Genomic DNA, 26035 nt, shown 5'->3' with positions numbered 1-26035 from the left:
GAGGCAGATGTGACAGTGAAACGGCTCGGCCTGGTCGTACACGGCGGGCGCGCGGAGGCCGTGGCAGCCGCCGGTGTGGTCCGGGACTGGTGCCAGGAGCACGCCGTGCGGTGCGCGGACATCGACGTGTGGCACGACGGCGGCCGGCACAGCGCCCGGGAGGAGGTCGAGGCCGCGGGCGATCCTGATCTCGTCGTGACCCTGGGTGGAGACGGCACCTTTCTGCGCGGTGCCCGGCTGGCTGCCGCCAACGACGCCCTCGTGCTGGGGGTCGACCTGGGGCGGGTCGGCTTCTTGACGGAGGTGTCCGCCTCCGAAGTGCGCTCGGCGCTGGACGCGGTGCGCGAGGACCGTCTCAATGTCGACAGCCGTATGCTGCTCACCCTCCGTGCCTCCCGTCGACTGGAGGTGCCGGCGGGCATGGAAGCCCTGATTGAGTACGGCCGCGGACCGCTTCTGCCTCCTCCCCAGGTACGTTCCGACTGCGAGACCGACGACGAGTGGGGCATCCCCCTGGACGTCACAGCGCTCAACGACATCGTCTTGGAGAAGCTGGCCAGGGACCGCCAGGTGTCGGTCGGGGTCTACGTCTCCGGCAGACTCCTCGCCTCCTACTCGGCCGACGCGCTGCTGGTGGCCACGCCGACCGGATCGACCGCCTACAGCTTCGCCGCCGGTGGACCCGTCGTCTCACCCCGTGCGGAGGCACTCGTCTTCACTCCAGTCGCCCCGCACATGGCGTTCGACCGGTCGGTCGTCACGGCCCCCGACGAGCCCGTTGGGCTGCGCGTCCTGGAACGGTCAGGGCAGGCCGCGGTCAGCATCGACGGTCAATTGCGCGGCGTGCTCGACCCGGGGGACTGGATCGGCGTGTACGCCGCTCCGCGCCGGCTGCGGGCCGTACGGCTGGGGCCGATGGACTTCTACGGTCGTCTGCGCGAGCGGATGAATCTGACTGACGCACCGGCCGCGGTCGCCGACGGATCGCCGGCGCCGCTCTGGTCGGTGACCACACCTCCGCCCGGTGACCTCGCCCATCTGAAGCTGCTGACGGCCCCGGACGGCCATTCCCCCGCTCTGTGATCGCTTCGAAATCCAACCTCACCCAGGGAGAACAACCCTCCATGCCCGCCCTGAACAGGAAGATCGCGACCGCCACGATGCTCGGAGCCTCCGTCTCCGCAGCCGTCGCCGGTTGCTCCGCCGCGGATGAGCAGGACGGCGCCGGCTCGCAACGAGCCTCAGCCTCGTCGTCTCCCTCGGCGTCCACCCGGAACCCGGGCTACACCGACGGCACCTACCGTGCGACAGGCTGGTACGGCAGCCTGCCCTCCAGCATCGACGTCGCGGTCACTCTCGACCACGATGTGATCACCGATGCCGAGGTCACCCCGAACGCGACGGACCCGACTTCGCTCGACTACCAGCGCCGCTTTGCCGAGGCGATCGGAGACATCGTCGTCGGCAAGGACATCCACGAGGTGCGGGTCTCCCGCGTGGCGGGGTCCAGCGGCACGCCCGACGGCTTCAACGACGCCCTCGATCGAATCAAGGCCGAAGCGGCACGGTGACCCGGAAGGGTCACTCGGCCGGCGGCCGCCGGGACAGGCGTACCTCCTCGATGTCCAGGCGCCGCTGCACCTGGCGCAGCACGGTGTCGTCGATCGCGTGCTCGTCACGCAGGCGCAGGACGGCGGCGCGTTTGCGGGCGAGGAGTTCAAGACGCAGCGCGGTGTAGTGCTGGTCGTGGCGCAGCACTTCCTCGTCCTCGGTCTCCCCGCCGCTCGCACGCAGGAACTGCAGGTGGGTCTCGTACTCCTGGCGCATGCGTTCCGCGACCGCCGGGTCGGTGCCGAGCCCGGCTGCGACCTGCGGAAGTGCCTTGAGGGCTTCCTCGGTGGCCGTGGTTTCCGCGAGGAACCGCTCCTCCTCCACGGAGGTGTCACGGGGAAGACGTGCCCAGCGGACCACGCCCGGCAGGAGCAGACCCTGCACCACGAGGGTCGTGACGATGACACCCGAAGTGACGAAGACGATCATGTCCCGGTCGGGGAACGGCGCCCCCGAGTCCAGAACGGTCGGCACCGACAGGGCGACCGCCAGCGACACGGCGCCGCGGAAGCCGGACATGGCACTGACCACGCGGGCGCGGTGGTTCATACGCCGCAGACGCTGCTGCGGGCGGCGATCCACCAGGCGGATCAGGTACACCACGGTGAACAGGAAGACGAAGCGCGCTGCGACGACCACCGCGGAGACGGCCCCGACCGCGATCAGCGCATGGGTGAGGTCGTCACCGTTCAGGCTGCGTACGGCGGACTGCGCCTCGAGGCCGACCAGGACGAAGAGGGCTCCGTTGAGCACGAAGGTGGCCAGCGACCAGAACTCTTCGCCCTGACGGCGGGTCGCCGCCCCGACCAGCCGCGGGCTCGCCTGACTCATGATCAACCCGGCGACCACGACGGCGAGCACACCGGAGGCGTGGATCAGCTCGGCCAGGAGGAAGGCCGTGAACGGCGTCATGAGGGCGGCCACGTTCCCCAGCAATGGGTTGTCGAAGACGCGGCGCACGCGGATGCCGAGCCAGGCCGTGAGCGCTCCGGCCGCCGATCCGCCGACGTAGGAGACCAGGAACAGCCAGGTGACGTGCGGGGCGGTGAAGTGTTCGTCGCCCACCGTGACGCCGACGGCGAGCCCGTAGACGACGAGCGCGGTGCCGTCGTTGATCAGGCTCTCGGCACGCAGCAGGGTGACGTTGCGGCGGGGCAGTGCCTTGGCGAGGACGCCGACGGCGGTGGCGTCGGTCGGAGCGACAGCCGCGCCCAGCACCCAGGCAGGGCCCCAGCTGAGCCCCAGGGAGTGTGCCACGACGGCGACGGCGCCGGCAGTGGCGATCACCAGAGTGGTGCTGAGCAGGATGATGCCGCGCAGGTCGCGGCGGATCTCCCGTAGCGAGGTGGTCAGACTCTCCCAGTACAGCAGCGCCGGGAGGAACACCAGGAGCATGGCCTCCGGCGGCAGGTGGACCTCGCGCAGTGCGGGGACGAAGCCCAGCAGCGCACCGATGACGAGCAGCAGCACAGGCGGCGCGAGGCGCAGGCGGTGCCCGATGCCCTCCCCGAGCAGGAGGGCCAGGCCCAGGACCACGATGAGTTCGAGGCCAAGCACGGTGTGTCCCCCGTCGGTTCAGGAATCGAGATCGTCGGCGAAGTGGCGGAAGCCGTCGCGGTCGACGTGCAGGGACCACAGCGTCTCCGCGAGCACGGGCGGGTCCTTCCGGTGGTGCCCGGGGATGATCGCACCGGGGATGACCAGTTGGCCGACATGGATGCCCTCGGTGGCAAGCGTGTGGGGCAGCAGACGGCCGTATGCGCTCTGCGCGGCGAAGGCGATCGACGTGCCCGCCCGCTCGGGATGTGGGACCACCGCGGTGCCGCCGTTGACGAACGGGATCGTGCCGCGGCCCAGGGCGCGCATGTCCGGCAGCACCTCCTGGACGGCGGCGACCGGGCCGTACAGGGAGAACTCCACGGGTCCTCCGGTCAGGTCCGCCGGTGTGGTCTCCAGCACCGGCCGCATGAAGTCCGCGCGATGGACCGGGCTGTACTGCGGGATCTCGATCGGGCCGAGCGCGGCGTGCGCAGCGTCCAGCGCGGCCTCGAGGGACTTGGTCTCGTGCACGTCGGCGGAGAAACCGCGCGCTGTGACGCCCTCGCCGGCGAGTTCCGCCGCGAGGGTGTCGAGCCGGGCCTGGTCGCGGGCGACGAGAGCGATCTCGTGACCCTCGCAGCCCGAACCGGCGGGCGACGGCGGCCCCGAGGCCGGTGCCGGCTCCCATGACGGAGACGGTGGTCATGACGCGTTCACGTCCGAGAGGGTGGCGGTGTCGATGACGAAGCGGTAGCGCACGTCCGAGGCGAGGACGCGGTCGTACGCCTCGTTGATCTGCTCGGCGGAGATGACCTCCACCTGCGCGCCGACCCCGTGCTCGGCGCAGAAGTCCAGCATCTCCTGGGTGGCCGGGATGCCGCCGATCTGTGAACCGGCGAAGGCGCGCTGGTTGCGGACCAGACTGGAGCGGTTGAGCGAGTACTTCGGCGTGGCGCCGACGATGGCGAGGGTGCCGTTCACAGCGAGCAGCGACATGAAGGCGTCGACGTCGAGTTCGGCGCTGACCGTGTTGACGATCAGGTCGAAGGTGCCCGCCAGCTGCTCGAATGTGGCCGGATCGTTGGTGGCGTGGTAGTGGTCCGCGCCCAGGCTCAGGCCGTCGTCCTTCTTCGCCGGCGTGCGTGACAGGACGGTCACCTCCGCGCCCATCGCCTTCGCGATCTTCACGGCCACATGGCCGAGGCCGCCCAGGCCGATGACGGCGACCCTCTTGCCCTCGCCGGCGCCCCAGCGCTTGAGAGGCGAGTACGTCGTCACGCCGGCGCACATCAGCGGGGCGGCCTCGTCGAGCCCGATGCCCTCGGGAATCCTGAGCACGAAGTCCTGGTCGACGACCACGTGGGTGGAGTAGCCGCCCTGTGTGAGGGTGCCGTCGCGGTCGACGGAACCGTAGGTGAGGACGGTGCCGTTCGTGCAGTACTGCTCCTCGCCGGCCCGGCACGGCCCGCACTCCCGGCAGGAGTTGACCATGCAGCCGACGCCCACCCGGTCGCCGACGGCGTACTTCGACACGTCGGAGCCGACCTCCGTGACGACGCCGGCGATCTCGTGGCCGGGGACGACGGGGTAGTCGTTGGTGCCCCAGTCGCCGCGGACCCAGTGGATGTCCGTGTGGCAGATGCCGCAGTACGCGATGTCGATGAGGACATCCCGCGGGCCGACCTCGCGTCGCTCGATCGTCATCGGGGTGAGCGGTTCGGTCGCGGACGTGGTGGCGTACGCGTTTGCGGTAAGCACAGTTCTCCTGTGGGGTCGGATGTTTCCCAAGTCCGGCGGCCGGGCCCCGGCAGCCGGAGTCCGCAGAGACCGGTGATCAGCGCGGGACGAGCCGCGTGGTCGTCGACCTCGCTTCGTCGCTGGTGACGGCCTGGATGATGGACGCGGCGTAGTGCGCGTACTTGCGACGGTATTCGGCGTCGACGGCCTCGTTGATCTCTTCGTCGGCATCGACAAAGGTGACGTCCTTGGTGACACCGCCGGCCTTGATGCGTCCCTCCTGGCGGGCGCGGGTGCCGCGGTACCAGGCGGAGCCGGGGCCGTACACGGAACGGACGTAGATGTGGTCGCCGACGCGAACCACCCAGATGGTGCGCCAACTGCTCAGTGTGCCGCTGAGACGCAGGGACGCGACGTCGAGTTCCTCGGCGTGCTCGACGCTGTCGAGTTCGTCGTCCGTCCAGGTCGTCGTGGTGGTCATGGGTGGTACTCCTTGCGTGGTTCCGGGAGGGCGCTCACTGCTGCGGGGCGGGCCGCAGCAGCAGGCTGGCGGCCGCGGAGATCAGGACGAGAACCGCGGCGGTCAGGAGGCTGGAACGCAACCCGTGGAAGAAGGTCGCGTGCTGGGCGACCAGGGCACCGAAGACCGCCACCGCGAGGGCGCCGCCCAGCTGGCGCGAGGTGTTCAGGACACCGCTGGCGGTGCCCGCACGTTCGGCCGGGACGCGGTCGAGCAGCAAAGACGTCACCGCGGGCACGGCGAGGGAGCCGCCCGTACCGACGGGGATCATCAGCAGCATCATGAGCCAGGTCGGCGCTGACGCCTGGGGAAGGCACAGCAGGACGAGGCCGCCGGCCATCGCGAGCTGACCGGTGATGATGGGCATGCGTGGGCCGAACTTCCGGGCGAACCAGGCGGCCGTGGGGCTGACGAAAGCGGTCAGCAGGGTCATCGGTACGAAGGCGAGACCGGTGGCCAGCGGCGACAGGCCGTGTTCCTGCTGGAGGTACAGGCTGAGCAGGAAGATCATGCCGTAGAAGCCGACGTTGAGGGCGAAGCCGACCGATGCCGAGATCACCATCGTGCGTTCGCGGAGCAGGGGCAGCGGCACCATCGGGTGCCGGCCGAAGGCCTGCGCGGCCACGAACACCGCACCCGCGATCACGGCGACCACCAGCGCGATCAGGACCCGGGGAGCGGTGAGGCCGGCAGCGCCTGCCTCGATCGCGGCGTACGTCAGGCCACCCATCGCCGCCACCGCGGCCACCTGCCCGGTCCAGTCGAACGGGGTGCCCGCGCGGCGCGGGGAACGGCGAGTCCGGGACAGCAGGAACAGCGCCAGCAGGCCCACCGGCACGTTGACGAAGAAGATCATCCGCCAGCTGACCAGGCTCAGTACGCCACCGGCCACCGGACCGGCGGCCGACCCGACCGAGCCGCCCAGCGCCCACAGCGAGATCGCCCGGGCCCGCCTGGCGGAGTCCGGGTACGCCTCGCGGATCAGGGCCAGTGAGGCGGCACGATCACCGCGGCCCCCGCGCCCTGCACCAGCCTCGCCGCGACCAGCACGCCCAGGCCGGGAGCCAGGCCGCAGACCACCGAGGCGGCGGTGAACAGGGCCAGCCCGCCGCCGAACGCCTGCCGCGCGCCGATCCGGTCGGCGATCGACCCGGCGGACAGCAGCAGCGCGGCGAACATCAGGGTGTAGCCGTCGACGACCCACTGCAGCCCGGTGATGCCGGTATTGAAGCCGCGGCCGATCTCGGGCAGCGCGACGTTGACGATCAGGGCGTCGAGCGTCATCACGAAGAAGCCGAGCAGCGCGGCCGCCAGTGCCCAGCGGGCATCGGCACCGCCTGGACGGCTCCTCTTGGCGCCGGCTGATGGCCGAGTGGGCGTGACGGGACTGGACACGGGTGTCTCTCCAGTGAATGGGGTGGGTTCCGGCGGTATCCAGCCTGCTCGCAACGCGCGATGGGCGGCAGGCCGCGCTGTGCCGGGGAGCGGCGTTCCGGGGTGTGTCAGGGCCCCCCACGTTCTGTTCCGACTGTTCACAGGCGCGCCACAGGCGACCTGCAACACTGGGGGCATGGCACGTGAGCGGCAGGGCGGCAGCGGCGGCACGGAACTGGGGCGCTTCCTGCGCGCCCACCGCACGCGGGTAACACCCGAAGAGGCGGGAATGCCCGTCGGGCCCGGCCTGCGCCGCACCCCCGGCCTGCGTCGCGAGGAGCTGGCCACCCTGGCGGGGGTCAGCATCGACTACTACACGCGCCTGGAACGCGGCAAGGAGTGCAACCCCAGCCAGTCCGTGATCGACGCCCTCGCCCGTTCCCTGCAGCTGGGCGAGGCCGAGCACGAGCACCTGCGCGACCTCGTTGCGCGCGCCGCACGCAACGCCGTACCGGAGTCCCCCGGCGAGCTCGACCGCGCCGTAAGCCCGGGGGTACAGCTCCTGTTGGACAACCTGCGGCCCTTCCCGGCGTACGTGATCAGCCGGACGATGGACATCATCGCCTGCAACCCGAGCGGGCTGCGTCTGTTCGCGGGTATGGGCGACTGGCCTGCGAGCAAGCGCAACGTGGTGAGTTACGTGTTCCTTCACCCGCAGGCCCGCGACCTCTTCAGCGACTGGGACGAGCAGATTCGGGCCTGCGTCGGCCGGCTGCGCGCCCTGGCCGGCATCGAGCCGGACGCTCCCGACCTGGCCCAGCTGGTCGGCGAACTTCTTTCCAAGAGCCCGGAGTTCACCGACCTGTGGGAGCGCTACGACGTGCGCTGGCACACCCACGGCAGCAAGACCTTCCACCATCCCGAGGTCGGCGACGTCACGCCTGGCTACCAGTCCATGCTGGTCGAGGGCACCCCGGGGCAGCGGTTCATCGCCTACTACGCCGAACCCGGCACGCCCGACCACGACAAGCTGGTCCTCCTCGACATGCCCCTCGCGGAGAAGTCGCCGACGTTGCCGTAGTTGGTTGGCGTCTGCGCTGACCCTCGTCAGTGGAGGGGTGGACTTACCGAGTGCGGCGTCCGAACGAGTCGAGCTTGATGTTCTCCGGGTCGGGTCCGCTGCGCAGTCCAGTGTCGAGCGCGTCGATGGCGGCCACCTCATCGGGGGTGAGCGCGAAGTCGAAGACACCGAAGTTTTCCGTGATGCGGTGGGCCTTGACCGACTTGGGGATCGCGCAGAGGCCGTGCTCGATGTGCCAGCGAAGCACGACCTGGGCCGCCGTCCTGCCGTACTTGGCGGCGAGTTCGGTGACGACCGACTCCGCCAGAGCGCTCCGGCCGCCGTTCGGGGCGTGCTGCCAGTAGCGGGTGATCCCGCCGATGGGCGACCAGGACTGGGTGATGATGCCGAACTCGGTGTGCACTGCGCGTAGTTCGCGCTGGATGAAGTACGGGTGCAGCTCGACCTGATTGACCGCGGGCACCACCTCGGTGCGGTCCATCAGCGTGCGCAGCAGACCGGGCGTGTGGTTGGAAACGCCGATCGCCCGCACCCGGCCGTCGACCAGCAGCTTCTCGGCGGCCTTGTACGCGGCCACCCACGGCTCCGGATCGAGCGGAACGGGCTGGTGCAACAAGTACAGGTCGAGATAATCCAGGCCGAGTTTGGCGAGGCTGGTGTCGAAGGCACGCAGGGCCGAGTCGTAGCCGTAGTCGTCCAGCCAGAGCTTGGTGGTCACGAAGACGTCACCACGGTCGATGCCGGAGCGGCGAATGCCCTCGCCGACCTCCTTCTCGTTGCCGTAGGCGGCGGCGGTGTCGATCAGCCGGTAGCCGTCCTTGAGTGCGGCCTCGACGGCCGGGACGGTCTGCTCAGGGGGACTCTGGTACACGCCGAGACCGAGGGCGGGCATCTCGACGCCGTTGTTCAGCTTCAGCAGGGGTGCGGGGGTCGTCATGGCTGGTGGTTCCTGTCTCGTCGGTACGTGACTCGTCGGTATGTGGTCCACTACGCGCGCGGCTTGAGCCGCATCGTGGTGGAACTCGCTTCGGGGCTGGTGATGGCCTTGATGATGTAGTCGGCGTAACGGCCGTACTTGCTGCGGTAGGCGGCGTCCAACCGGTTGTTGGGGGACGGGTCCGCGTCGACGAAGGTGATGTCCTTCTCCACGCCTCCGGCCCGGATCCGGCCCTTCTGGCGGAGGGTGCCGCGATACCAGCCGCAGCCGGGCCCGTTGACGGAGCGCACGTAGATGTCGTCGCTGTCGCGGACCACCCAGATGGTGCGCCGGCTGCCGAGTGCGCCGTTCCCACGCAGGGACGCGATCCGCAGTTCCTCCGCGCCCCCGACGCGATCGAGTTCGTCTTCGGTCCAGGCTGTCATTGGGTGGACGCTCCTTGCGGCGTGGGTTACGGGCGGTGGGCGGGCGAAGAATGCGGCCGGCTCGCATCCACCGAGTGATGGGGAGTGTCGCGCCGTTTGAGCCGACCACCCGTGGTCAGGGCTGGATGAGGACCTTCAGCGCGGTGCGGTCGGCCATCGCGCGGTAGCCGTCGGGGATGCCTTCGAATCCGACGGAGTGGTTGAAGACCCGGCCCGGCCGGACGGTGCCGTCGAGGATGTCGGTGAGGAGTTCCTCGATGTAGGCGCGGGCCGGGGCGGCGCCGCCGGTGACGGTGATGTTGCCCATCATGGTGTCGAAGCCCAGCGGGACTGAGGTGTACTGGGCGACCCCGAGACGGCTGATGACGCCTCCGTGGCGGACGACGCCGAGTGCCGTCCCCATCGTCTGCTCGGTGCCGACGGCCTCGATGACCGCGTGGGTGCCGTCGCCACCAGTGAGGTCCCGGACGCGCTCGACGCCTTCCTCGCCGCGTTCGGCGACGACATCGGTGGCTCCGAAGTCCCGGCCGAGGTCCGTGCGGTCCTGATGCCGGCCCATGAGGATGATCTGTTCGGCGCCGAGCCGCTTGGCGGCAACCACTGCGCACAGGCCGACCGCTCCGTCGCCGATGACCGTGACGGACTTTCCGGGGCCGACCTGGGAGGTCACCGCGCCGTGGTGGCCGGTGCAGTACACGTCGGAGAGGGTGAGGAGGGAAGGCAGCAGTGTGGAGTCCTCGCCGACCGGCAGCTTGACCAGCGTGCCCTGGGCCTGCGGAACACGGACTGCCTCGCCCTGGCCGCCGTCGACGCCGTTCGGGCCCCACTGGCCGCCGTGGCGACAGGAGGTCTGCAGACCCTCACGGCAGAAGTCGCAGGTGTTGTCCGCCCAGACGAAGGGCGCGACCACCAGGTCACCGGACCGCAGCCCGGACACCTCCGCGCCGACGTCCTCCACCACGCCGAGAAACTCGTGGCCCATGCGGCGCCCTTCGACGGTGGCGGGCATCTGGGCGTACGGCCATAGGTCGCTGCCGCAGACGCAGGAGCGGACGACGCGGACCACGGCGTCGGTCGGGTTCTGGATCTTGGGGTCGGGGACGTTCTCCACACGGACGTCACCGGCGCCGTACATCACTGCTGCTCGCATGAGATCTTCCTTTGCACAATGGCGAGTTGACGATGTATCAGTACTGGGCCTCAGAAGTAGCGGCCGCCTGTCGGGACGGGCAGCGCTTCAAGCTCGGCGAGGTCGCCCCAGGTCAGCTCGACGTCCGCCCCGCCGGCGTTGTCGGGCAGGTACTTCGGGGTCTTGGTGCCGGGGATGGGAACGACGTACTCGCCATGGGCCGGCACCCAGGCCAGCGCGACCTGTGCCGGTGTAGCCCCGAGACGTTCGGCGATCTGCTTGACCGTGACGGCGACGGCGAGGTTCTGCCGCAGCGCGTCCTGCTGGAAGCGGGCCGGACCGCGGCGGAAGTCGTCCTGCCGCAGGTCGTCGAAGGAGGTGAAGCGGCCGGTCAGGAAGCCCTTGCCGAGCGGCGAGCAGGGGACGAAGGCGATGCCCTGTTCCTGGCGGTAAGGCAGTACTTCCCGCATCCAGTCCCGGGTCCACAGCGACAGCTCCGACTGCACGGCCGTGATCGGGTGGACGGACTGGGCTCGCTTGATCTGCTCGACGGTCACCTCGGACAGGCCGATGTGACGCGCCTTGCCCGCAGCCACGGTCTCGGACAGTGCGCCGACGCTCTCCTCGATCGGCACCTCCGGGTCGACGCGGTGCAGGTAGAACAGGTCGACATGATCAGTACCGAGACGGCGCAGGCTGTCGTCGATCGAGCGACGGATGTGGTCGGGGCTGCCGTTCGGCATCGGACGCGACGAGCCTGCTGAGCCTCCGTGGACCACGCCGGCCTTTGTGGCCGGCACCGCCCGCTCGCGACGGCCGCCGGCCAGCGCGCGCCCGACCAGCTCCTCGTTCGCTTGCGGCCCGTACACATCCGCGGTGTCGAGGAACGTCATCCCCGGATCGAGTGCCTGGTGAATCACCGCGATGGACGCGTCCTCGTCCCGCCGGGTGCCCATGTCGCAGCCGTACGACATGCCCATGCAGCCCAGGCCGATGACACCGACGTCCGGTCCCTTGCTGCCGAGCGTCGTGGTGCGCATGTTTCTTCTCCCCTCCGGGGCGGGCGTTCAGCGGGTGCTGCGGCGCGGCCGCGCGTACTCCTCGTCGCTGACCTTCTCCAGCCAGTTCGTCTCCGGGGTGCCGTCGCCGCGGCCTTCCCACAGGGCGAGGTGTTCCATGAAGGCGTCCGGAGCGGCACCGTGCCAGTGCTCCTCGCCCGGCGGCGTGTAGACCGTGTCGCCCGGGTGGGCCTCGATGACCGTGCCGTCGCGGCTGCCGATCAGGGCGACGCCGGAGACGATGTGCAGGGTCTGGCCGAGGGCGTGGGAGTGCCAGTCGGTGCGGGCGCAGGGCGCGAAACGAACGAGGTTGAGGCGGGCGTGGGACGGCTCCTGCCCTGCGTAGACGACGTCCCACCACACGTCACCGGTGAACCAGTCTGCCGGGGCCTTGCTGGTGGGCTGTCGCTTGAGGATTTCCACGGTGCTGTTCCTTGCTGCCGTTGTTCGGTCGTAGCCGGTGACCCGAGTCTCGACGATCTCCCAGAGCCGGGAGATCGCGCTCACGACGGCAGGCCATCCGGCGTACGGTCAGTTGTGGTCGATCATGTCCATGTGGTCCTTGCCGAGGCGGTCGCCGACGGCCGGGGTGAGGTCATCGAGCTTCCGTAGCACGTCGGCGGACAGCTGGATGTCGTGGGCCGAGGTGTTCTCCTCGACGTGGGCCACGCGCCGGGAGCCTGGGATCGGGACGACGTCGTCACCCTGGGCGATCAGCCAGGCGAGGCACAGCTGTCCCGGGGTGACGCCGACCTCGTCGGCGATGGCCTTGACCTCGTCGGCGATGTGCAGGTTCTGCTGGAAGAGCTGGGAGTCGTTGAAGCGCGGCATCGTCGCACGCAGGTCGACCTCGGGGTCGAACCAGTCGGTGGTGCGGAAACCGCCTGCCAGGAAGCCGTGTCCGAGCGGGGCCCACGGCACGAAGCCGATGCCCAGTTCGCGCGTCACGGGGAAGATCTCCTGCTCCGGCTCACGGAACCACAGGGAGTACTCGGTCTGTACCGCGGTGAGGGGGTGCGTGGCGTGGGCGCGGCGAATGGTGCCCGGGCCGGCCTCGGACAGACCGAGTGCGCGGACCTTGCCCTCCCGCACCAGCTCGGCCATGGCCCCGACGGTCTCCTCGATCGGCACGGTCGGGTCGACGCGGTGCTGGTAGAGCAGGTCGACGTAGTCGGTTCCGAGGCGCTTGAGCGAGCCCTCCACCGCGAGCTTCACGTTGTCCGGGCTGCTGTCCAGACCGGTCTTGCGGCCCGTGTGTGAGACGAATCCGAACTTCGTGGCCAGGACCACCTGCTCGCGGCGGCCCTTGAGGGCCCTGCCGACCAGCTCCTCGTTGAGGAACGGGCCGTACGCCTCGGCCGTGTCGATGAAGTTGACGCCCAGGTCGAGGGCGCGGTGGATGGCGCGGATGCCTTCCTCATCGTCCGCGTTCGCGCCCGTGTAGAGCGCGTTGATCGGCATCGCGCCCATGCCGATCCGCGAGACGTCCAGATCGCCGAGCTCTATGTGCTTCATGGTGTGCTCCGTTTGGCGAGTGTCCGCCGGGTTGATCTTGACGGGGCCGGAGACCGCGGACAGAAAAGATCGATCTTCAGCCCCTTCCAGAGTGAGGGTCCCGGGCGTCCGGTGGCAGGCCGCGCCGTGCCGGGGAGTGGCGTCCCGGGGTGTGACAGGGCCCCTCACGTGCCCGCACAGGTCAAGGGGTCCGCAAACTGGACGGTATCGAACTGGCCACCCTGGCCGGTATCAGCATCGACTACTACACCCGCATGGAGCGCGGCAAGGAGATCCGGCCGAGCCCGTCCGTCGTGGACGCGCTGGCCCGCGCCATGCAGTTGAGGGAGGAGGAACACGAGCATCTGCGCAGCCTCGCGCCCCTGGCCGCGCGTTCTGCGCCCGAAGCACGGTGGACGAGCTTGCCGGGCTCGACCTCGTGGGAGGCGAGGGCGTACTCCAGCGTGGTCAGCACCAGGTCGGCGTCCGCGTGGGCGGAGGTCTCCCACGCGACCACCCGGCGGGAGAACGCGTCGCGGATCGCGGAGAGCCACAGGGGCCCCTCGCCGGTCGAGATCATCGTGAGGTCGGTGACCCACAGCCGGTTCGGGGCCTTCGCGGTGAAGTCGCGCTCGACCAGGTCCGGGGCCAGGGCGGCCTTGGGTCGCGGCGCGTGAAGCCGCCCCGGCGTGGGCTGATGCCCGCGATGTCGGCCTCGCGCATCAGGCGTTCGACGCGTTTACGCCCGACGTGGACGCCCTCGCGTTTGAGGACGGCGTGGACGCGCGGTGAGCCGTAGACGCCGCCGGAGTCGGCGTGGATCTCCTTGATCTGCTCGGTGAGTTCGGCGTCACGGCGCACCCGTTCGCACGGCTCCTGTTCGGCGCGGCGCCACCGGTAGTACATGGAGGAGGCGATGTGCAGTTCCCGCAGGACGGGCTCTGCTCCCAGGCGAGGATGCTCATCGAGGAGGGCCGTCACCTGGGCCGGGTCGGGTCGAGCTGGGCCGCGAAAACGGCCGAGGCCGTCCGCCGCACGTCGTTGGCCCGCTTGAGCTGGGCGTTCTCCTTGCGCAGGGCCACCAGCTCGGCCCGCTCGTCCGGGTGAGCCGGTCGTCGCGCTCGCCTGCATCCGCCTCGGCCTGCCGGATCCAGCCGCGCAGGGCCTCGGAATGCACGCCAAGGTCAACAGCCAGCTTCTTGATCTGCGGCTTCGGGTCGGAGGTCCGCTACATCCGCACCGCACGCTCACGCAGTTCCAACGAGTGCTTCCTGGGGGCAGCCATGGTCGATGTTCCTCTCATGAGAACCATCTGACCCTCTGTCACCATCCTCCGCATCTCGGGGGAAGCTCAGAGGTCAAGGCCCACAGCGCCTGCTGGGCCACCGTGCTGGATGCACCCCTCTACGCCGGGCCGGCGCCCAGACCAGCCTGGAACGCTGGCACCAGGTCCACGGCCTGCTCGACCAGGGCGTCGGCTTGCTCGAGTGCGCCCGCCGTCTGCAGCTGGCTCTGAATACCGTCAAACGCTACGCGCGAGCCGATCGGCCCGAGCGCATGCTCCGCGTTCCCGAGTACCGCGCCAGCCTCGTCGACCCCTACCGCGAACACCTGCGTAAACGCCGAGCCGAGGACCCCGCCGTCCCCGTCAAGCACGTCTTCGAGGAGATCAAAGCCCTCGGCTTCACGGGCTGCCTGAACCTCCTTACCAAGTCCATCAACCAGGGGCGCGCGGACGCCGACCGAAGCCATATCTCCCCGCGCAGGCTCGCCCGGATGCGGCTGACCCGGCCCGACAACCTCAAGGCTGAGCAACACGAGCTCCTCGCCAAGTTCACCGCCGCTTGCCCCGAGACAGCCCAACACGCGACCCGTATCAGAAACTTCGCCCCGCTCCCTACGCCGTACACCGACAACGCCGACGCGCTCACGTGCTTGGATAGCCCAAGTCCGAGCAGCCGACCTGCCCCATCTACATGCCTTCACCCGGGGCCTCGACCGGGACATCGACGCAGTGATCGCCGGGCTCACGCTTCCGAACAGCAACGGCCCCACCGAGGGCGTCAACACCAAGACCAAACGGATCGCACGCCAGATGCACGGACGAGCAGGCTTCACCCTGCTTCGGCACCGCATCCTCCTCGGATAGCAGCACGCTCAGTCACCACCGAATGTGAGACAGGGCCGCTCGTTTGACAGACCCGATCCGGCATGCGGGACGGCCGTGATCGTGGTGCAGTCGAGCGGGTTCTGCTCGTCCTGCGACGAGCGGCCGGTGGTGGGCTCCAGCTCCGAGAGGGTCTCCGCCAAGTCGTCCGGCGTCGAGACCTTGTGACCTCGGGTAGCGGCGGCGCTCGCCGGGACGCTCGACGACGGGCGGCTGCTGACCTTCGCAGGTGAGGGGCACACCGTGTACAACGGCAGCGCGTGTGTCAGCGCCCTGGTCACGGACTACCTCGCCACCCTGGCGCTGCCCGCGCGGGGCGCCATCTACGCGGACGAGGCTCCCTGGAGGCGGTCGGCCGCCTCAATGCGGATATCGGGCCCGCCTCGTACGTCGAGGTGGACGAGACCGCGACGGGATCCTCATGCTCCCCTGAGTAGCCTCAGGGCGGCACCACCGGCGGGGCCACGACCGAGCACCGTGGCCCCGTCCGCGCGCCCGCCGGGCCGCAGCCCGCCCTCCGCCCCACCTCCTCCGTCAAGCGGGTTCAAGGAGTTCGCGCCACCGCTTGCGCAGGATGGTACGCAGGGCGTCGTGGAAGAGGCGGTACACGGTGACCTCGTCCTCGCGGTCGGTCACCAGGTAGGCGCCCAGGCGGGAGCCGAGGAGCCAGGCGATGTCGCTGTCCCCGTAGGTGCGCGGCGGGGTCTCGACCGTTCCCGGTTCGTCGGCGACAGCGTTGGCGACGGCCGGCCAGATCTGGGGCCACGGCAGTCCGCGCCCGTACGCGAAGGCCACGGCACGCAGCAGGTGCACCGCCCGGACCCGGTCCTCGCCGTCGGGGAGCGTGCGGTGCAGGTCATGTCGGAACACGCCGAGGACGCCTTCTCCGATCGCGGCCCGCCACCGTGGATCGTCCGGGTCCACCACGTCTGACCGGCGCGCGAGGGAGGTGCCCGCGATCCGTGCCACGAGGAACGAGGTGCCCGCCTGCGCCGCCAGGACGGAGGCCACTTCGGCGGCCAGACCCCTGGCGTGGTCGCGATAGGGGGAGTCCCCCTCGTGCAGCAGGATCTCCGTAGCGTAGTCGACCATGTCCTGCGGGTCCCACCAGGGCTGTTCGTCCACACGGATCCGACAGGCGCTCAGCAGCCGCTCGGCACGGTCGGCGAGGGGCGGTCCGCCGCCTCCGCCAACCGGACTTGGAGCGGTGCCGTCGGGCCCGCCCGGGGAGCGGACACCGACGAACAGGCGCACCTTGCGGTGGGTCGGGGCGCCAGGGTCCAACCGGGCCAGAACTCCGGCCAGCAGGCCGTCCGGATCGCTTGCCTCGTCCAGGGCGTCCACCACGATGGTGACGGGCCGCTCCCGCCGCTCTAGCCAGCACTGCCACGCGGACATCCACCCGTCGAGGTCCTGCACCGAACCGGGCGAGCCGTGGCCGTGACCGAGCCCGCCGGGGCCCGGCACGTCGAGGGCCCGGAAGATCTGGGCTATCACCTCCTGGCCGATCTTTCCGGTGGCGAGGACCGCGACGTCAACCGCGCGCGGCCTAGGCGCCAGTCCGGGAGGTACCGCGGCGGCCTCCGCCCGGTATCGGTCGAGGAATACCGGGTCGCTCAAGGTCACCAGCCGGGCCAGGACGGCGGACTTCCCGCTCCCTGCGGAGCCCGTCACCAGTACAGCGCCGGGCTCCGCTTCCGTGGCGTCAACGAGCCCCCGCATAATCCGCTCACGGCCCCTGAACAGCCAGCCCGGGGAGGCGGCTTCGGTGACCCCCCGGGAGCGAGGCTCCCAGTGCGTCTCCAAGTCCTGCCGGGATATCGCGAGATCGCCGCGCGCAGGCTCCAGGGGTACGGAACTCGCCTCCCGGTAGTGTGGGTTGGGCAGACACGGGTGCGGTCCCGAACGTTGGCTCCCGGGGAGCGGTATGAGGCGCTGACCCGGTCCCAGGCGGCGTTCCACCGCGTCGAGGAACACGGTGACGTCGAGGTGCTGGTCCAGGCCGTACTTCTGCCCGACGGGGGAGGCCAATTCGGCAAGGAACTCGGCGATCGCCGTGGTGAGTGCGCCGGTCACGGCCTCCTGGTTCTTCGTCGCGCTCGGCAGTACCAGCCAGGTGCCGGGGATCTCCCGGGCGAAGACCGCGGTCTCGGCGATGGTGTGGCCCGCGTAGCACAGGTCCAGGACGAGGAAGAGGTGCTGGACGTCGGTCTCGGAGAGCCATCCCACCAGGTCGGCGGTGCGCAGGGCGGTGGCCTGGAGGCGGTTGCTCTCGGTGGCTTTGAGCGCCGTCCAGTGGCTGCCGTCGCCGGTGGTCCCGTGCCCGGTGACGAACACAACGGCGGCGTCCCCCGCGCTCCAGCGCTCGGAGTGAGGGGGGTTGCGCAGCGCCTTGCGGATGTCGTCCTCGGTGGGGTCGTACGCGAGATGGGGGTGGGCGTGTGTGAACCTGCGGGTACCGAGGCCGTCCGCGCACAGCCAGTCGGCCATGGCGCGGACCTCCCCGTCGACGCCGAGCGGCTCCCACAGCGGGTCGTCGTAGGTGGAGGTGGCCACCGCCACGAAGTGCCTACGCAAGATGTGTCCGTCGGGATCATCCGTCGGACCGGTGAACGGGGGCGCTGCTTCGGCCGGTTCACCCGTCACGGTGCCAGGCCGGGCATGACCTCCAGGACGGCTGAGCCCGTCTCCCGCTTTCCGAGGTAGCGTTCCACGGCGTGCGCGTCGCCCCGGTTGTCGACCGGCGGCCGGTCGTCCACTCCGGGCCACCAGCGCCGCAGGGCTCCGCCGCAGGTCACGGGATCCCGGGCATCGCGGATGTTGACCCAGGAGCCAAGGGTTACCGGCAGGCCACGTACGCGGCCGTAGTGCGGGTTGGGCAGCAGTCTGCTCACCATGCGCAGGCTCAGAGGGGAGCCCAGTGTGATTAGGCGCTCCAAACGGTGACCAGGGTTCTGCCGGACGTACTCGAACGCGATGACGGAGCCTAGCGAGTGGCCGATCAGCACCCGACAAGCCGGGCTCACACCGGCCCGCACCGCGGCGTCGATGCACTCCTTGAGCTCCGCGTCCTTGAGGTACTGCCGCACTTCGCGCAGCGCGCCGAGGTAGAGAACTCCGGCCGAGGGGCCGAACTTCCGGTCCATAGCCCTCAGTACGGCCTGGAGCGGTATTGGCACCCGGGTGTACGCCTTCGCGGGGGACGCGGCCGCGGCTTCGACCTCCTCCGGGGTGACGGCCTCACCGGCCGCTTGCAGGAGGTCTTCGAGCTCTTCCCCGTCGAGCCCCGCGAAGAGTTCCCCGGGCTCGGCGCGCCCCGGCCCCTTCCGGCCGGGACCCGGCCGGGGCCCGGCCGACGTGCTCGCGGCCGGCGAGAAGAGGTGGCCGTAGAAGGCCAGGTCCAGGGGAGGTTCGGGCATGGCGGAGCCGCTCGCCCGTTCCAGGCCGTCGCGCAGGGCGGCCCTCCAGGAGGGCGCCATCTGATGACGTCCGGACTGCTGCTTGCCGATGCCGTGGATCCCTACGATCGCGGTCACCGCACCACCTCCGAATCGGTCATGTCATGTGTCTCCACCAGCCGTCAGCGACGGCGGCTGCGGCTGCTGCGACGGCCGGGGCTCCGGATCAGGCAACGAGAGCGACACCACTGCGAGTCCGTCCCCCGCGAGGACGATCACGAGCCGGCCGCCCACCACCCCGGCGCGGACGCCCGTGGGGACGGCCGGCAACCGCAGGAGCGGTCCGACTGGGGCGCCGGTGGCGAGGTCCCATACCCGTGCGCTGATGTCCCGGCTGCCGGTGACGGCGAGGACCCGGCCGTCGGGCACTTCGGTGATCGCCAGGCTGGTGATGCCTCCCAGATGGCGGTCGAGGGGTTCGCCCACGGGGGCTCCGGTGACGAGGTCCCAGACCCGCACCGTGCGATCAGCACTGCCCGTGACCGCTACCGCCCGGCCATCCGAGAGCACCGCGGTCGCCAGCGCGGTGATTTCCGCGGTGTGGCCGGTGAGGGGTCCGCCCACGGGCGTCCCGGTGAGGAGGTCCCACACGTGCGCCTTGTAGTCGCGGCCGCCGGTCACGGCCACCGCCCGGCCGTCCCCGAGCACCGCCGTCGCCACTGCGGTGACGTCCCCGGCATGGCCGGTGAAGGGTTCGCCAACGGGCGCCCCGGCCATCAGGTCCCAGACCCGGGCCGTACGGTCCGTGCCGCCGGTGACGGCGAGGACCCGGCCGTCGGGCAGCTCCGCCGTCGCCACCGCGAGCGGCGTGTCGATGTGGCCGGCGAGGGGTTCGTTGAGGTGGGTGCCGGCGGCGAGGTCCCAAACGTGGACCATGTCGTCCCAGCCGATGAGGACGGCGACCACCCGGCCGTCCGGCAGCACCGCCGTCGCCGCCGCGATCTTCGGGGGCTCGTGCAGCGATCGCGATCTCGGGTGCTCCGGGTCGTCGGCGCCCATCGGGTAACCGCTGACCAGGTCCCACCAGCGCTTCGTCCCACCCCAGCGGCCGGAGGCGAAGCAGGGCCGCCCCGTCACGGACGTAACGGACCAGACGGCCTCGATGCGGGTCTCGTCCAGCAGCCCGCCGTCCGCGAGGTGCCACACCCGCACTCGATCGTCCCAGCCCGCGGTGACGGCCACGCCCCGGCCATCTGGGAGCACGGCCGTCGCCAGCGCGGTCTTTGGCCCCACCACCCTGCCGGACGGTGCGGCTTCCGACTGCGGAGCGGAAAGGTCCCAGGTGCGTACAGTCCCGTCGTGGCTGCCGGTGACCAACAGCGGGCGGCCGTCGGGTAGAGGAACGGTCGTCGCCGCGACCACCCGGTCGGTGTGGCCGGTGAGGGGGCCGCAGATCGCTTCGCCGGTGGCTAGGTCCCAGGCGCGGGCCTGCACGCTCCACCCGCAGGTGACCGCGGCCACCCGGCCGTCCGGCAGGACCATCGTGGCCAGCGCGGCGATCCGGTCGGTCACGTGGGTACGGGCCGGGAGCACGGCCTCCCCGGTGCTGAGGTCCCACACGTGTGCCATGTCGTCCCAGTCGCCCGTGACGGCGACCACCCGGCCGTCCGGCAGCACCGCCGTCGCCGCCGCGGACAGCCAGTTGGTGTGGCCTGTGAAGGGCTCTCCGACAGGGGTGCCGGCGGAGAGGTCCCAGACCCGGGCCGTGGTGTCCTGGCTGCCGGTGACGGCGACCACCCGGCCGTCGGGCAGCACCGCCGTCGCCACCGCCGTCACGTCATACGCGTGCCCGGCGAGGGGACCGCCGACCGACGTGCCGGCCTCCAGGTGCCACACCCGGGCGGTGCCGTCCGCACTGCCGCTCACTGCGACCACCCGGCCGTCCGGCAGCACCGCCGTCGCCAACGCGAGCACCGCGCCGGTATGGCCGGTGAGCGGCGTGCCCACGCACTCCCCGGTGGTCAGGTCCGATACGTGCACGGTCCCATCGAGGCCGCCGGTGACGGCGACCACCCGGCCGTCGGCCAGTACGGCGGTGGCCACCGCCCGCGAGTTGGGCAGGGTGAGGGGCTCGCCGAGGCGGGCGCCAGTGGAGAGGTCCCACGCCTGTACGGTCCTGGAAAGCACGCTGGTCGCGACGAGTCCGACAGCCCTGCCGTCGGGCAGCACGGCTGCCGCCACGTCGACCACCGGCGCGCGCAGGCGGATGACGATCTCGCTGTCGCCGAGATGCCAGTCCGCCCAATGCGGGGTCCAGAACAGCTCTTCGGCCGGCACCCGCGGGCTCAGCCCCGCGCAAGAGGCCCAGAAGGCGAGGGCGTTGGCGTTCGCCTCCGGAGACTCCCAGCTCCACCGATGCGCCACCTTCCGCCACACCCGCATCAGCGCGGCGTGGTCCGCGGGTCCGTCCATGCCACCGCCGCCGTCGAGGGACAGGGCGCGCAGCCGTTCGGCATCGACGAAGGGCAGGAACCCGTCGGAGAGTAGCGACTCGTCGAGCGTCCGTCCGGCCGCCGCGTGCTCGACCGCGTGTCTCCGTACGTACGGGGGCGGCGGCAGCACGGTGTCTGCGGCACGGCGGGGGCGGGTGAAGCGCTGCAGCTCGGCGGCGATGCGGGCCTCGACCTGGCGACACTCCTCGGCGACCGTGGCCGGGTCGCGCGGGGGCACGCGTTCGACGGCGCTCGCGTCGCCTGCCTCTCCGGGCATCCGGCCCCCGTTGCTCACAACCGTTTCCCTGGACTACACGGTGATAGCACAGCGCGCTGCCCGGCGGGAGGCCAATCCGGATGTGCAGGGGACGCGGCATCACCTGCCAGGAAGGTGGCAGTTGGGCGGGACGCCGTGGTAACGAGGGCCGGGACGCTGCAGACAGGGTTGGCCGATGCGGCGGCGTGGACGGGGGGATGAGCACGAGGAAGTCCTTCCAGATCGCTGTGAGCGGGCAGAGCGACGCCCAGGCAGGGTGGTTGGGGTTGCCGGGGTGTTGAAGGCGGCTAGGCGGGACAACGACGGTCGAGCTGGCGAATCCGCGGTGCGGCCGAGGTGTGGGTACTGCCGCGTCAGACCGGTCATGCGGTATCTCCTTGGGGGTGAAGGGAGTTGGCTGCCCAGAGCAGGCGCATCCCGGCGTTGTCGGTGATCAGTTCGGCAGCCTCGTGCAGCGGACACGAGGCGTCGCCGTCGCGGTCGAGCTCGATCTGCTCAGCCCGCCGTGCGGCGACGGTGACCAGCTGCGCGAGGGACGCCATGAGCCCGCCGGGCGGGTCGGTGTCCTCGCTCAGCTCGCGCAGGATCGAGGCTCGTCCCCGGGGACGAGGGCCTCGGCTCCGTCGGGCAGTGCAAGGACTCCAACGAGATCCATTACCTCGCAGGCCCGGTCGTAGTCGCCCTCCGTTCCCGACCAGTGCGCCAGCGCGGAGCGTGGAACCACGATGAACGGGCCGCCCTCCGTCTCCAGCCACGTCAACGACATGCCGCCTCCACCTCCAGATCGCAGTTCCGGGGCGACAGCGTGCGCGCTGGGTCGGACAGGACGCCTGTGGCCCGCGGTGACGGGCCCAGGGTGCGTGACTATCGCTTGCAAGCGCACACTGCCGTCACTCTCCGCGATCGCTCCCCAAGATCTGTGCCAGAACCGAGTTTTGACACCACGTGGGCTCTTGTGGTGGGACTCTGGGGTCACCCTCCTGGATGAGGTCGACACCGATGGACGACAGGCCCTTGGTCTTGCGCCAGTAGATCCAGCCCCGTGCCTCCATCGCCAGCAGAACACGATCCGCCAGGAACACCGCGACGCCCAGAGCAACCGCTACTCCCGCAACCACCAACACTGTGTCCACTGGTCAACGACCGCGCCTCAGCCGATCGACCCAGCGGCCAGGGCCCCGTCGTGACCGGCGAGAACGCGGCCGAAGCGGCCGGCGATCCTCTGCTCCCGCAGGACCGGCTTCTCCGGGGCATCGCCCCCAGTGATCGTCAGGCGACAGGATCGGCGCCCTGCGCTCCGCTTGAGCTCGGATCTCAACGTGAGATTCGTGAGCCGTGATACGGAACGCCTCCTCATACGAGGCCAAGACTGCACTCATGGCCCCGCCCGCGAGGCCCCGGCGACGAATACGTGATGCCAGCCATGCAAAGAAGCCCAGGACCACTGCGAGGATCGCAACCAAGATCAGGAACGGTAAGAACGCACCCATAGGCAGGAGCCTACTTCGCTGATCCTTGAAACCCTCCGATGCCAGCCACCATGACGACACCAAGGACGTGAGCACCTGACCGGGGTCAGTTCTCATCGACATTTTCCGGCCCTGTGATCACCAAGTGCTGCCCTGATTCGGTGATAAACGGTGTCGCACGTCAGTTACGAAGCCACTCGGGGGCCCGGAGTGCCTCAGAACGCCGCAGACGGCCGTACGGGGCGGGATCATGTGCGCCGAACACTGGCGACCTGTCGTCACAGGTGAGGGCAGATGTTCGAGCCCCGTTCTGCGAGCTCTGCTCTCAGGGGGGTGCAAGGGCTCGCCATGCGCCTGCGGCACGACGGCGGTCGCCCGGGTCGAAGAGGCCTCGGCAGCCGGCGAGGACAGCCCGCTGCAGAACATCGACCTCGGGGTGGCGACAACATCCCTCGCGTACTGCGAGACGCCGCACGGCATCGTGCCGTTGTCGGCGTGGTCCGCGACGCCGGGCCACCCGTCCAGGTCCACGACGTGCACGGGGCACAGGTACGCGAGCCAGGCTGCACCCGGCCCGGTGTCCTGCGCCGGGCCTTCGCGGAGCACGGTGGCCTTGAAGGGACACTCCACCACCGTGCGCAGCCCGCCGAGATCGCGGTGACCGGAGAGCTCCTGGACGATGGACGGCACTGCGGCTCCTTCGCTGCTCAGACTTCGATGTACGCGACGACCACCACGGTGCGCAGCGCGGTGACGAAGTACAGGACCCGGACGGACTCGACTTCGTCGAGGTACTGGCGCAGCTGGGGGCCGGAGGCGTCGCCGGGGATCGGCTCACCGATGTCGGGGTCGACGGAGACGACGACCAGGGCGCGGTCCAGGGCGTGGACCTCCGCTTCGCTGGTGACGTTCTCCAGTTGCTTGGCGGCGGAGTCGGAGAAGGCGATCCGTGCGCGGCGCGGGCCGTGCTGCGGGGGCATCAGGCGACGGCCGCGCGCTGGGCTGCGAGCCGGGCGAGGTGGGCCTCGCGCAGTTCCTCCCACGGCGTGCAGTCCTCCACCGCGGGCAGACCGTTGGCCGCGATGTCCTCGAGGACGGCGGCGAACTGGTCGGCCTTCTCGCGGGTCTGGGCCGCGTACGCGCGCACCGCGTCGGCGGCCGCGGGCTCCAGCTGCTGCCGGGCGTGGTCGGCGGTGGCCGGCTGTTCACTCATCGAGGGCTCCAGAGGGCAGAACTGGCGTCTGCTCCAACGGTATCGGCCGCCCCGGGCCCTGGGGACCACTCCGGACGAACCGGCTCGAACGAGGGTGCCGGGATCCAGGAGCCAGGACCCAGAGACCCCGGTCCCGGGGGCGCTGCTGGTGTCCCGTCTTAAATGATCTGACTCCGAGTCGGGGTCCTGACCTGCGACGACCAGTTCAGATGAGACGTGGAGATGCTGGGGATCTCAGGTGATGTGGTCCCGGGCAGGTGAATGTCGGATGGTGTCTCAGCTGATCCGGTCCTGGTCCGGATTCCCTTCGAAGACAAGATGCGAGGAAGGTGGCGATGTGTCGCGAAACTCGGCAGCGTCGTCGGAGCTCCCCCAGCCCTGATCACTGAGGCGAAGACTCAGCCGGGCGCGTCAAGGCCACCTCGGGCATATCTGCATGATTCGGATGCAATCGTGCCGTACCGCATCAAATTGGCACACATAGGCAACAATTCTGATCGGGCGACGTAGAAGCCGCCCTATCAGCTCCAACCGAGGCACAAGAAGCAGGGGATCATGGCACGCAGTTTTCGGGTGTTCCATCCGAATCAGTCGCCTGGCGCTCAAGCCAAGAACTTCAACATCAACGGATTCGACATCTCCAACGGTCACGCCGTGTTGGCCACCGCGGCGATCTTTCCGGGGGGTCCGGGCTCCTTCGGTCCGGACCTCAATCTCCGGCTGCAGGTCCATGGCCCCATCGTGTGGGTCTCCAACATCGTCCCGCACGGCGGACCGAGCGAGGCCACGGGCATCGAGTACGTAGTGCACGTTGACAACACGGACACTCCCGTCAATGTTGCCGTCACTCTGACTGTGTTCGATGAATGCGAGGGCTTCGGCGTCGTCTGACCGGGGGCTTCGCGTCGGCTACGAGGACAAGTCCGCCCCCAACGCACGGCATCCGGCGCAACGATGCCAGCTCTACGCAGTTCGAAGTAACTTCTTCGGCACCGATAGCGGCAAACGGTTCGGCGGATACTTCAGCATCGGACGGACTCCTTCCAGGAGTCCGTCCGATGGAAACCGCCCTGTCTACTCGCCTACGTGTTAATACGGGCTCTCAGCTTCGCGGCGGGGCCGACCGCGTTCTCAGACTATCGCGCGGCAGTCGACGCTAGCCCGAACCAGATCACCTGAGACGGGGACCAGATCCCTAGAGACGGGACAGCTGGGTCCGGTGCCGGCCCGCTGCACGATGACACAGATCAGCTGAACGGTGACACAGTGAGTGTGTCCACCTGGGAAAGCAGGGGGGCGATGACACAGATAGGCCGGACTGTCCAGGCGGGCGAGGGACCGGATCCGATACGGACCGTAGTCGCTCTGAGAGTGCTGTCACGCTGATCGGCAAGGTGGCCCGAATCCGGGGGTAGGGCCCGTGATTCCGGGCCGAATCGCCAGCGTGACACCTCAACGTGACAACCGGATCGGGGTGCGTGACACCGGTGACCGTGACAGCGTGACAGTCACCCTCGGTGATCACGGGCGCGTCTGTTCCTCCGGGTCCCTCACAGGCTCACAGGTCACCTCCCAGGAACGCGTCTGCCTGGGGAAACGGCCACCCCACCTCCCAGACATCGCAGGTGTTCCGGGGTATTTCCGGCCCCTGTCCCCCAGGTCCCTCACAGGTCTGTCTCCCAGACGTCGACGCCGGGGACAAGGCGGGCGAGTTCGGCGAGCAGCGCGGCGTGCGCGAGGACCGGCGGGGCGAGAAGGCCGGCGGCGGCCTCGCGTGCTGCCGGGTCGCGGTAGTGCCCGAGGTGCGCGGCGACGGCGTGGGCGAGCCAGGCGTCGACGTCGGCCTGGACGTACCCGCCCGCACGGCGGGTGAGTTCGTCGCGTACGGCTTCGTCCCCGTCGCGGGGCTCGGTCTGCTCCAGCGTCGGGCCGACCGCCCGTGGAGCCCTTCTTCTTCCGGTTGGCGGTCTGATCCTTCTTCTCCGGAATGACTGCTCTGATGCCGCGTTTCCGCAGTTAACCTCGATTCGTCAGCGGGGTTCGGTGGCTGACTTGCTCGGCAGTTCGCCCGTAATGTCCTCGGGCCGTTCGAGGTGGGCCGTCGCGTGACGCCG

The 26035-nt window shown here is 69.9% G+C and carries 21 protein-coding genes and 8 pseudogenes; 7 read left to right on the top strand and 22 right to left on the bottom strand.

Annotation, left to right across the window (positions count from 1 at the left end; all coding sequences use genetic code 11):
• Positions 1-9: 9 nt before the first annotated feature.
• Together ACZ5SK_RS43580 and ACZ5SK_RS43575 are read left to right on the top strand one after the other, a co-directional pair.
• On the top strand, positions 10-1083 hold the full coding sequence (locus ACZ5SK_RS43580) for an NAD(+)/NADH kinase (protein ID WP_334581624.1): 1074 nt from the start codon (positions 10-12) through the stop codon (positions 1081-1083).
• Between the two features lie 41 nt (positions 1084-1124).
• Positions 1125-1571 (top strand): hypothetical protein, encoded by a 447-nt coding sequence (locus ACZ5SK_RS43575; protein WP_334581626.1) that lies wholly within the window; start codon positions 1125-1127, stop codon positions 1569-1571.
• Positions 1572-1581: 10 nt separating this feature from the next.
• On the opposite strand, the gene ACZ5SK_RS43570 is transcribed toward ACZ5SK_RS43575, so the two are convergent.
• From ACZ5SK_RS43570 to ACZ5SK_RS43550, 5 genes and pseudogenes are all read right to left on the bottom strand, one after another.
• Positions 1582-3168, bottom strand: coding sequence for a Na+/H+ antiporter (locus tag ACZ5SK_RS43570; RefSeq protein WP_334581627.1), 1587 nt, complete (start codon positions 3166-3168; stop codon positions 1582-1584).
• Between the two features lie 18 nt (positions 3169-3186).
• Positions 3187-3856: pseudogene (locus tag ACZ5SK_RS43565) on the bottom strand (SDR family NAD(P)-dependent oxidoreductase).
• Positions 3853-4908, bottom strand: a complete 1056-nt coding sequence (locus ACZ5SK_RS43560; protein ID WP_334581628.1) for an NAD(P)-dependent alcohol dehydrogenase — start codon at positions 4906-4908, stop codon at positions 3853-3855. The pseudogene ACZ5SK_RS43565 and the gene ACZ5SK_RS43560 overlap by 4 nt, the downstream one beginning before the upstream one ends.
• A gap of 76 nt (positions 4909-4984) precedes the next feature.
• Complete coding sequence (locus ACZ5SK_RS43555) at positions 4985-5368, bottom strand: DUF2255 family protein (RefSeq protein ID WP_334581630.1); 384 nt, start codon at positions 5366-5368, stop codon at positions 4985-4987.
• 34 nt (positions 5369-5402) lie between these two features.
• Positions 5403-6802 (bottom strand): annotated as a pseudogene (locus ACZ5SK_RS43550) (MFS transporter).
• 175 nt (positions 6803-6977) lie between these two features.
• Between ACZ5SK_RS43550 and ACZ5SK_RS43545 the strand changes: the two are divergent.
• Positions 6978-7862 carry a helix-turn-helix transcriptional regulator gene (locus ACZ5SK_RS43545; protein WP_334581632.1) on the top strand — a complete coding sequence of 295 codons (885 nt, stop codon included), beginning with the start codon at positions 6978-6980 and terminating at the stop codon, positions 7860-7862.
• A gap of 43 nt (positions 7863-7905) precedes the next feature.
• On the opposite strand, the gene ACZ5SK_RS43540 is transcribed toward ACZ5SK_RS43545, so the two are convergent.
• From ACZ5SK_RS43540 to ACZ5SK_RS43515, 6 genes are all read right to left on the bottom strand, one after another.
• Positions 7906-8799 (bottom strand): aldo/keto reductase, encoded by an 894-nt coding sequence (locus ACZ5SK_RS43540; protein WP_334581633.1) that lies wholly within the window; start codon positions 8797-8799, stop codon positions 7906-7908.
• A 50-nt stretch (positions 8800-8849) separates the two neighbouring features.
• The gene (locus ACZ5SK_RS43535) at positions 8850-9224 is read right to left on the bottom strand and encodes a DUF2255 family protein (RefSeq protein WP_334581634.1); all 375 of its coding nucleotides are present in this window, start codon (positions 9222-9224) and stop codon (positions 8850-8852) included.
• A gap of 115 nt (positions 9225-9339) precedes the next feature.
• Positions 9340-10374, bottom strand: coding sequence for a zinc-binding dehydrogenase (locus tag ACZ5SK_RS43530; RefSeq protein WP_334581635.1), 1035 nt, complete (start codon positions 10372-10374; stop codon positions 9340-9342).
• A 50-nt stretch (positions 10375-10424) separates the two neighbouring features.
• Positions 10425-11393, bottom strand: a complete 969-nt coding sequence (locus ACZ5SK_RS43525; protein WP_334581636.1) for an aldo/keto reductase — start codon at positions 11391-11393, stop codon at positions 10425-10427.
• A 27-nt stretch (positions 11394-11420) separates the two neighbouring features.
• Positions 11421-11834 (bottom strand): (R)-mandelonitrile lyase, encoded by a 414-nt coding sequence (locus tag ACZ5SK_RS43520; protein ID WP_334583745.1) that lies wholly within the window; start codon positions 11832-11834, stop codon positions 11421-11423.
• Positions 11835-11942: 108 nt separating this feature from the next.
• Positions 11943-12926 carry an aldo/keto reductase gene (locus tag ACZ5SK_RS43515; protein ID WP_334581637.1) on the bottom strand — a complete coding sequence of 328 codons (984 nt, stop codon included), beginning with the start codon at positions 12924-12926 and terminating at the stop codon, positions 11943-11945.
• 179 nt (positions 12927-13105) lie between these two features.
• Here ACZ5SK_RS43515 and ACZ5SK_RS43510 point away from each other — a divergent pair.
• Positions 13106-13312 (top strand): annotated as a pseudogene (locus ACZ5SK_RS43510) (helix-turn-helix domain-containing protein); the annotation flags it as partial.
• An 83-nt stretch (positions 13313-13395) separates the two neighbouring features.
• Here the strand turns inward: ACZ5SK_RS43510 and ACZ5SK_RS43505 are convergent.
• The 3 genes and pseudogenes from ACZ5SK_RS43505 to ACZ5SK_RS43495 form a co-directional block, all read right to left on the bottom strand.
• A pseudogene (locus ACZ5SK_RS43505) lies at positions 13396-13485 on the bottom strand (hypothetical protein); the annotation flags it as partial.
• Complete coding sequence (locus ACZ5SK_RS43500; RefSeq protein WP_334581638.1) at positions 13482-13886, bottom strand: IS3 family transposase; 405 nt, start codon at positions 13884-13886, stop codon at positions 13482-13484. The gene ACZ5SK_RS43500 and the pseudogene ACZ5SK_RS43505, both read right to left, overlap by 4 nt.
• Before the next feature lie 139 nt (positions 13887-14025).
• A pseudogene (locus tag ACZ5SK_RS43495) lies at positions 14026-14118 on the bottom strand (hypothetical protein); the annotation flags it as partial.
• A 138-nt stretch (positions 14119-14256) separates the two neighbouring features.
• Between ACZ5SK_RS43495 and ACZ5SK_RS43490 the strand changes: the two are divergent.
• Positions 14257-15054 (top strand): annotated as a pseudogene (locus ACZ5SK_RS43490) (ISL3 family transposase); the annotation flags it as partial.
• Between the two features lie 8 nt (positions 15055-15062).
• On the opposite strand, the gene ACZ5SK_RS43485 reads toward ACZ5SK_RS43490, so the two are convergent.
• Positions 15063-15353 carry a hypothetical protein gene (locus tag ACZ5SK_RS43485; RefSeq protein ID WP_457495744.1) on the bottom strand — a complete coding sequence of 97 codons (291 nt, stop codon included), beginning with the start codon at positions 15351-15353 and terminating at the stop codon, positions 15063-15065.
• Between ACZ5SK_RS43485 and ACZ5SK_RS43480 the strand changes: the two genes are divergently transcribed.
• The gene (locus ACZ5SK_RS43480; RefSeq protein ID WP_468577731.1) at positions 15286-16005 is read left to right on the top strand and encodes an alpha/beta hydrolase; all 720 of its coding nucleotides are present in this window, start codon (positions 15286-15288) and stop codon (positions 16003-16005) included. The genes ACZ5SK_RS43485 and ACZ5SK_RS43480 overlap by 68 nt on opposite strands.
• A 1709-nt stretch (positions 16006-17714) precedes the next feature.
• Here the strand turns inward: ACZ5SK_RS43480 and ACZ5SK_RS43475 are convergent.
• The 6 genes and pseudogenes from ACZ5SK_RS43475 to ACZ5SK_RS43450 form a co-directional block, all read right to left on the bottom strand.
• Complete coding sequence (locus ACZ5SK_RS43475; RefSeq protein ID WP_334581642.1) at positions 17715-18608, bottom strand: alpha/beta fold hydrolase; 894 nt, start codon at positions 18606-18608, stop codon at positions 17715-17717.
• Positions 18609-18632: 24 nt separating this feature from the next.
• The gene (locus ACZ5SK_RS43470; protein WP_334581643.1) at positions 18633-21239 is read right to left on the bottom strand and encodes a WD40 repeat domain-containing protein; all 2607 of its coding nucleotides are present in this window, start codon (positions 21237-21239) and stop codon (positions 18633-18635) included.
• Between the two features lie 362 nt (positions 21240-21601).
• A pseudogene (locus tag ACZ5SK_RS43465) lies at positions 21602-21832 on the bottom strand (hypothetical protein); the annotation flags it as partial.
• Positions 21811-22005: an Imm21 family immunity protein gene (locus ACZ5SK_RS43460; protein ID WP_334581645.1), complete on the bottom strand. Its 195-nt coding sequence runs from the start codon at positions 22003-22005 to the stop codon at positions 21811-21813. The gene ACZ5SK_RS43460 and the pseudogene ACZ5SK_RS43465, both read right to left, overlap by 22 nt.
• Before the next feature lie 1410 nt (positions 22006-23415).
• A complete protein-coding gene (locus ACZ5SK_RS43455) occupies positions 23416-23688 on the bottom strand; it encodes a hypothetical protein (protein WP_334581647.1) in 273 nt (90 codons plus the stop codon).
• Positions 23688-23921, bottom strand: a complete 234-nt coding sequence (locus tag ACZ5SK_RS43450; protein WP_334581648.1) for a hypothetical protein — start codon at positions 23919-23921, stop codon at positions 23688-23690. Before ACZ5SK_RS43450 ends, ACZ5SK_RS43455 begins: the two co-directional genes overlap by 1 nt.
• A 555-nt stretch (positions 23922-24476) precedes the next feature.
• On the opposite strand from ACZ5SK_RS43450, the gene ACZ5SK_RS43445 reads away from it, so the two are divergent.
• A complete protein-coding gene (locus tag ACZ5SK_RS43445; RefSeq protein ID WP_334581650.1) occupies positions 24477-24812 on the top strand; it encodes a hypothetical protein in 336 nt (111 codons plus the stop codon).
• A 1035-nt stretch (positions 24813-25847) separates the two neighbouring features.
• On the opposite strand, the pseudogene ACZ5SK_RS43440 reads toward ACZ5SK_RS43445, so the two are convergent.
• Positions 25848-25937 (bottom strand): annotated as a pseudogene (locus tag ACZ5SK_RS43440) (IS5 family transposase); the annotation flags it as partial.
• Positions 25938-26035: the final 98 nt, after the last annotated feature.

Source organism: Streptomyces sp. NPDC031474 (assembly GCF_055581185.1).
Note: the sequence above shows the minus strand (reverse complement) of the source record. Positions and strands in the feature narration are given on the sequence as shown.

Coding starts and splice junctions, on each gene's coding strand:
- ACZ5SK_RS43575 (WP_334581626.1), top strand. CDS start 1,125: ATGCCCGCCCTGAACAGGAAGATCGCGACCGCCACGATGCTCGGAGCC.
- ACZ5SK_RS43555 (WP_334581630.1), bottom strand. CDS start 5,368: ATGACCACCACGACGACCTGGACGGACGACGAACTCGACAGCGTCGAG.
- ACZ5SK_RS43545 (WP_334581632.1), top strand. CDS start 6,978: ATGGCACGTGAGCGGCAGGGCGGCAGCGGCGGCACGGAACTGGGGCGC.
- ACZ5SK_RS43540 (WP_334581633.1), bottom strand. CDS start 8,799: ATGACGACCCCCGCACCCCTGCTGAAGCTGAACAACGGCGTCGAGATG.
- ACZ5SK_RS43535 (WP_334581634.1), bottom strand. CDS start 9,224: ATGACAGCCTGGACCGAAGACGAACTCGATCGCGTCGGGGGCGCGGAG.
- ACZ5SK_RS43530 (WP_334581635.1), bottom strand. CDS start 10,374: ATGCGAGCAGCAGTGATGTACGGCGCCGGTGACGTCCGTGTGGAGAAC.
- ACZ5SK_RS43525 (WP_334581636.1), bottom strand. CDS start 11,393: ATGCGCACCACGACGCTCGGCAGCAAGGGACCGGACGTCGGTGTCATC.
- ACZ5SK_RS43515 (WP_334581637.1), bottom strand. CDS start 12,926: ATGAAGCACATAGAGCTCGGCGATCTGGACGTCTCGCGGATCGGCATG.
- ACZ5SK_RS43470 (WP_334581643.1), bottom strand. CDS start 21,239: ATGCCCGGAGAGGCAGGCGACGCGAGCGCCGTCGAACGCGTGCCCCCG.
- ACZ5SK_RS43460 (WP_334581645.1), bottom strand. CDS start 22,005: ATGTCGTTGACGTGGCTGGAGACGGAGGGCGGCCCGTTCATCGTGGTT.
- ACZ5SK_RS43455 (WP_334581647.1), bottom strand. CDS start 23,688: ATGCCCCCGCAGCACGGCCCGCGCCGCGCACGGATCGCCTTCTCCGAC.
- ACZ5SK_RS43450 (WP_334581648.1), bottom strand. CDS start 23,921: ATGAGTGAACAGCCGGCCACCGCCGACCACGCCCGGCAGCAGCTGGAG.
- ACZ5SK_RS43445 (WP_334581650.1), top strand. CDS start 24,477: ATGGCACGCAGTTTTCGGGTGTTCCATCCGAATCAGTCGCCTGGCGCT.